We start from the raw sequence: 5,775 nt of genomic DNA, 5'->3' as shown, positions 1-5,775 counted from the left end.
ACAAATAAAACAATCCAAAGTAATAAAAATACACCAATAAAGTATTTAGGTAGGCTTAGTTTTTCTATTAACGGTAGTTGCGATATTTTAACCGGTTCGCTTTTTCCGCATTGATAGCACTCGCGTTTATAGCTTAATTTTAAGGCAAGCATAGGTAAAATGCTAAATCGTAAATAGCGGCTTTTATTTACTAAATGGTAGGCGTCGCTTTGACAATGAGGGCAGCGTGTTGTTTGTGCAAAATGTGGAAATGATTCACTCGTGTTGAAAAGTAACATAAAGCACGCTCCTTGTTTAATTACCTAAAGGTAAAACAAGAAGCGTGTTAGTTAAAGCTACAAACTGTAAGTAAGTATGTCTGTTATTACTTATTTTGAGCTTTAGGCTTGATAGTGGTTTTTGCATCGGCAGCCATTAGAGCAAATACAGCATATGCAGCGGTATTTTGACGAAGCTTAGCAGGTGTTACTTTATCAAGCGTATCGTCAGCTGTATGGTGGTAATCAAAGTAATCTGTTCCATCTTGAGCAAGTTCAAAAATAGGTGCTGAGGTTGCTGCTTTAAGTGGAATTAGATCAGGGCCACCATTCGCTTGGTTTTTACCAATATGCTCAATATTTAACGGCGAAAGTTCTTCTGCAATAGCACGCACTACAGGAAGTGACTCTGCGCTTACGTTCGATTCAAAAGCATATACAACATCAGCGCCAAAATCAGACTCAGCTGCTGCAACAATATTGCTTAGCTCGTTTTTATGCTTTGCAAAATAGGCTTTTGCACCCCAAAGGCCTAGCTCTTCGGCTGCAAAAAGTACCACACGAATACTTCGCTTAGGACGCTTTACATCGCTAATATGTTTAGCGGCTGCCATTGTTAGTGCAACGCCTGCGCCGTCATCTAGTGCGCCAGTCCCTAAGTCCCAAGAATCTAAATGCCCGCCAATTAATACATACTGCTCAGGGTTTTCGGTACCATTAAATTGGCCAATAACGTTATAACCAGTGCCTTCACCAAGGCTTTCGGTTTGCACATTAATATTTACCGATACGTCTTTATCTAAAGCAATGAGTCGTGCTATTTGATCGGCATCTGGGTTAGCAATGGTTACATTAGGTATTTTTGTAACACCTTCTTTGTAGTAACTACCGCCAGTGTGTGCAAAACGATGATGACCAGTACTTACCGAGCGCATCATGTAGGCAACAGCGCCTTTTTTAGACGCCTCTATAGCGCCTGTGCCACGTGCTTTTACAGCAGGTCCGTAACCATTCCCGTCTATATCGCGGTTCATGCGGTAATTAATATAAGCAATTTTACCTTTTAGGCTGTTTGCAGGTGCTGCAATTAACTCATCAAGTGTTTCGAATAAGACTACTGGCGCTGTGATCCCACCTTTAGGCGTGCTTATACTGTTACCTAATGCAGTTAAATGTAGAGGTTGCTCGCTTGGTGTTAGTATTTTTCCGCTTTCGCTATAACGGCGCCATTCAGGAAAAGTCGCTTCTTCAAGCCATACTTTATCAAAACCAAGCTCATTAAATTTAGCTTTAGCCCATGCCACTGCTTTTTTATCATTTTCAGTACCAGGTAAGCGAGGGCCAACCTCAGTTGTTAATGACTCTAGTAATTTATAGCTTAGATCACTATTTAGTGCAGAGGTGCGCACTTCATTGACTTGTTGTAATTGCTTTTGGGTAAATTCGGCGTTGTTAGCGTTTGCAGCCATACTGCTAGTAAGCAGCAGTGCGGTAATTAATTTTTTCATTTGGGTAAGCCTTTTTAATAATTAGCGCTATTAGAACATGTAACAAACATGATAAAAAATAGATGAGATGAATAGGCTTTGTAATAGGTTTAATGCTGTTAGGTATAAAAGTTTAGATATAAAAAAGCCCGCGTAAATGTACGCGGGCTATCTTTTAACACTGTTATTTAAGGCATTTATTTAAAAGCTAAATTGCGCTGCTAAACGAAGATTTGTGCCCTCGCCAACAGTTACATTACTCGTGCCGCCACCACCTAAATAGCTTTTATCAAATAAGTTTTCGATGTTAAGACGTAAATTAATATCGGTATTGCTTAAGTTAAACTTATAAGTGGCGCCAACATCAACACGTGTATATGCATCTTTAGTAATTGTATTATCGCTATCTGCAAAGCGCTCGCCTTCGTAAAAAGCGCCAGCGTTAATGGCAATGGCGTCGTTTAATTCATAACGAGTCCAAAGTGATGCCGACCATTTTGGTGCATCGGTAGGGCGTTTACCTTCCAATACTTCATCGCGTTCAAAGTTAGCATCTAGATACATAGTTGATGCCATAACAAATAAGCGGTCGGTAGCAGCACCTTGTGCGCTTACTTCAATACCTTTATGGCGTTGTTCACCCACTTGGTTTGTTTCACTTGTGAATGAGCCAATAGGCGTCTCAAGCTGTTCGCTAACAAGTGTGCCTTCTTTACTAATATCAAAAATTGCACCTGTAAGCAGTAAACGGTCATCAAATAATTGCCATTTAATACCAATCTCTCTTTGCTCTGAGGTAATGGCATCTAGCTTCATGCCATTATTTACATCGGTTTCATCAATCAGAGTTTCACTACCTTGAGGCTCAAAACCTTCTGAGTAACTTGCATATATAGTTGCCGAAGTATTTGGATGATAAAGCACACCTACCTTTGGTACAAATGACTCGTTATCTGCACCTTCTCGAGTTTGCTTATCGTAACGGCCACCTAGCGATAATTGCCATTGTGGTGAGAACGAAATTAAGTCCTGAACGTAAATACCGTAATAGTCGTATTCAGTTTCGCTTACTGTATCATCTGTTTTATAACTTACAGATGGGCGTGATGGTTCTGCTTGTCCTGCAGAAAAATCAAAGTAGTCAGCAGAAGTACGGCGTTGCCCGTAGTAGTAATCTAGCGAGTTTGCGCCAATTAAAAACTGATGCTGTAAGCTACCTGTTTTAAATTCACCAATAAAATCAATAAATGCAGTTTTAAATTGCCAATCGTCAAAACGGTCGTAAGGACGAGATTCATAGCTGTCACCTTCAGCAAAGCTACTAGGCATGCGAGGTGCTGACTCAAAGCGTTGACGTTCAAACGTTTGTTCGTTATAGCCAAGTTTTACTTGCCAGTTATCGGTTAAAAATACTTCTAGGTCTACACCTAGGTTTTCTACGGTAATATCGGTAAACGCCCAAGACATATCACGGATTGTTTTATCGCTACCAATTACATTAGCATTATCGTCTATCCATGCGCCAGTATCTAAACCTGCTTCGTCATCTGTGCGGTCGTAATGCACACGTACTAATGCGTTATCGCTAATATCGTAATCTACAATTAAAGCACCTAAAAAGCGGTCGCGTTCACGATTTTCACCGTTTTGGTACTCACGCCAGTAGTCAACGTCTTGCTTTACTAAAATCCCGCGAGCACGTAAATCTTTCGATTCAGTCAAGGCACCTGCAGCATCAACCATAAAGCGGGTTGAGCCATGCTGATCTACATCGGCACTGGCATTAAATAGTGTTTGTGCTGTAGGTTTTTTAGTTACCATGTTAACCAAGCCACCCGGGCCTGACTGACCATATAAAATACTTGATGGGCCTTTAATTACTTCAACTTGCTGCAAAATTTCGATTGGTTGCTGATAGTGCGACCAATGCTGATGACCGTCGCGTAAATAACCTGTCGATGAGCTCAGCTCAAAGCCGCGTAAGTTAAATACCTCACGATTTCGTTGTTGTGAGCCTGCAGTTAAGCTTGCGTCATTTGTGAGTACTTCGCCAAGTGTAGTGGCAAGCTGTTCGCTAATAATAGTGTCGGTTATTACAGTGACAGATTGTGCAGTTTCAAGTAATGAAGCTGATGTTCTCATTGCGCCATTAGCGTTATCTACTTTGTAATCGTTAAAGTAGCTACCCTTTACTTCTATGCGTTCAAGGTCGGTAGTGTTTGCATATGTGCTTGTTGTAATGCTTGCTAATAGTGCTATGTAAATAGAATTCAGTTTCATTAATTGCTTCCAGCGCAGGTATGTAAAAAACAATCGCGATCTTAATGCAAACTACTATCATTTTCAACACCTTTCATTAACATGTTTTATAATGTGTTTGTTAATGGTTGCCAATTACGAATTCTGCTATTATAAGCTGCATATTAGTGGGGCTTTCTCCCATGTTATTTTATTGCTATGGAACTTACTGTGACTTCAACTGCTTTTTCATCTTTGGCTTTACCGGCTGGACTCGTTGATAACTTATCAACCCTTGGCTATGCCCACATGACACCTGTACAAGCGCAAAGTTTGCCGCCTGTACTTGCTGGTAAAGACATCATTGCTCAGGCAAAAACCGGTTCAGGTAAAACTGCTGCGTTTAGCTTGGGTGTGTTAGCTAAATTAAACGTAAAACGCTTTCGTATTCAATCTTTAGTCTTGTGTCCGACTCGTGAACTTGCCGAGCAGGTTGCGGTAGAAATGCGTAAATTAGCGCGCGGCATTCATAACATTAAAATATTGACGTTATGTGGTGGTGTTTCAATTGGCCCGCAAATAGGTTCACTTGAACATGGTGCGCATATTATTGTTGGCACGCCAGGGCGTGTTGATGACCATATTCGTAAAGGTACTCTACGCTTAGATGATGTGGAAACATTGGTGCTTGATGAAGCCGATCAAATGCTTGATATGGGTTTTCAAGACACATTAGATGCAATTATTGAGCGTATTCCACAAAATCGTCAAACATTGTTATTTAGTGCTACTTTCCCAAGAGCTATTGAAGCAATTGCTAAGCGTGTACTTAAAAATCCAGAAATGGTTAAAGTAGAAGAAGAGCAAGCCAAAAGCACAATTAAGCAGTACTTCTACAAAATGGATAACAATAAGCAGCGCTATCCAACGCTTAAGTTATTACTTCTTAAATTTACACCACAAAGCTGTGTTGTATTTTGTAATACCAAAGTAGAAACTCAACAAGTGTGTGATGATTTAGCTGACGAAGGCTTCAGCGCTGTTGCATTGCACGGTGATTTAGAGCAACGCGATCGTGAACGTACGCTAATTCACTTTTCAAATAAAAGTGCTTCAATACTTGTTGCAACCGATGTTGCTGCACGAGGTTTAGATATTGATGACATGGATATGGTTATTAACTACCATTTAGCACATGACACGCAAACACATGTTCACCGTGTTGGCCGAACTGGTCGTGCTGGTAAAAAGGGCATTGCTTGTTCTATTTATGGTGAAGCTGAAGCGTTTAAAATTGCACAAATTGGCGATCATTACGAGCGTGATATTACTCCAGAGCAAATGCCGCCGTTTAATTTATTAGATAAACCGCCGTACCGCCCTGAAATGGTTACTTTGATGATTGATTCAGGTAAAAAGCAAAAAGTCCGCGCTGGGGATATTTTAGGTGCTTTAACAGGTAAGGATGGGGTTGCAGGTCGTCAAGTAGGTAAAATTAACGTACTTGATAACGTAGCATTTGTTGCTGTTGAACGTAACTCATCAAAACCAGCACTTCGCAAACTAACCGAAGGCAACATTAAAGGGCGTAAAATACGCGCTCGTCGCCTTACTCGTTAATTTAAACCGCTAAATTAACTAATTAGCGAGCAGCTACCTTTAGCTGCTCGTATTGTAATTTTATTTTTTTAAACTTAACTTCACAACCATTTGGTTTATCTGGGTGCATCTGTAATGCAAGTTGTCTCCAGCGCTTTTGAATGTTTTTAAGAGTGAAATTTTCGGGTAACTTC

Annotated in this window: 4 protein-coding genes and 1 pseudogene; 1 reads left to right on the top strand and 4 read right to left on the bottom strand. The window is 40.4% G+C overall.

Translation table 11 applies throughout. The features are described from left to right. From H5072_RS10335 to H5072_RS10325, 3 genes and pseudogenes are all read right to left on the bottom strand, one after another. Positions 1–278, bottom strand: a pseudogene (locus H5072_RS10335) (sel1 repeat family protein); the annotation flags it as partial. Between the two features lie 86 nt (positions 279–364). Beyond that, positions 365–1,765, bottom strand: a complete 1,401-nt coding sequence (locus H5072_RS10330; protein ID WP_182693482.1) for a M20/M25/M40 family metallo-hydrolase — start codon at positions 1,763–1,765, stop codon at positions 365–367. Positions 1,766–1,945: 180 nt separating this feature from the next. After that, positions 1,946–4,024 (bottom strand): TonB-dependent siderophore receptor, encoded by a 2,079-nt coding sequence (locus H5072_RS10325; RefSeq protein ID WP_182693481.1) that lies wholly within the window; start codon positions 4,022–4,024, stop codon positions 1,946–1,948. A gap of 189 nt (positions 4,025–4,213) precedes the next feature. On the opposite strand from H5072_RS10325, the gene dbpA reads away from it, so the two are divergent. Then, on the top strand, positions 4,214–5,602 hold the full coding sequence (gene dbpA / locus H5072_RS10320; RefSeq protein WP_002960948.1) for an ATP-dependent RNA helicase DbpA: 1,389 nt from the start codon (positions 4,214–4,216) through the stop codon (positions 5,600–5,602). Between the two features lie 22 nt (positions 5,603–5,624). On the opposite strand, the gene H5072_RS10315 is transcribed toward dbpA, so the two are convergent. Next, positions 5,625–5,775, bottom strand: a 151-nt coding sequence (locus tag H5072_RS10315) for a DnaJ domain-containing protein (RefSeq protein WP_182693480.1), incomplete at its 5' end; no start/stop codon positions are given.

The organism is Pseudoalteromonas sp. SR45-5 (genome assembly GCF_014163565.1).
Lineage (GTDB): Bacteria > Pseudomonadota > Gammaproteobacteria > Enterobacterales > Alteromonadaceae > Pseudoalteromonas > Pseudoalteromonas distincta.
This window is presented reverse-complemented; position numbering and strand designations above follow the sequence as displayed.

Coding starts and splice junctions, on each gene's coding strand:
- H5072_RS10330 (WP_182693482.1), bottom strand. CDS start 1,765: ATGAAAAAATTAATTACCGCACTGCTGCTTACTAGCAGTATGGCTGCA.
- H5072_RS10325 (WP_182693481.1), bottom strand. CDS start 4,024: ATGAAACTGAATTCTATTTACATAGCACTATTAGCAAGCATTACAACA.